Here is a 319-nt window from a genome sequence, read left to right as displayed (position 1 = left end):
ATTTGAACAATCTCCAAAGTAACCATGGCTGTCAGAGTCATTGAACGCCCCACCCTCTTCGTTGATTGAAACTTCACCTGTTAAATAAACACCACTTTGCCCTGTCACCTCTGATAGATCTGAGTCATCAATACTTGACATCTCTGCATTAGCGAGCCCGGCAGTAAGCATAAAAATTAGTACCCGAAACAACATAAATAAGCCTCTAGTTAGGATCCAAGTCCCGAAATTTAACATCCATATACTGGACCAATATCCCTTCAATTCGCTGCTCGCCTAAACTTGTACCACCAACGTCTAAATCACCGACAATGATATT

Annotated in this window: 1 protein-coding gene; it reads right to left on the bottom strand. The window is 41.7% G+C overall.

The annotated features are described in order from the left end of the window. Window positions 1–195: DUF6160 family protein (locus tag A3756_RS06475; protein WP_197481224.1), on the bottom strand; the 195-nt coding region annotated here is incomplete at its 3' end. Between the last annotated feature and the right edge of the window lie 124 nt (window positions 196–319).

Source organism: Oleiphilus sp. HI0086, assembly GCF_001635225.1.
This window is presented reverse-complemented; position numbering and strand designations above follow the sequence as displayed.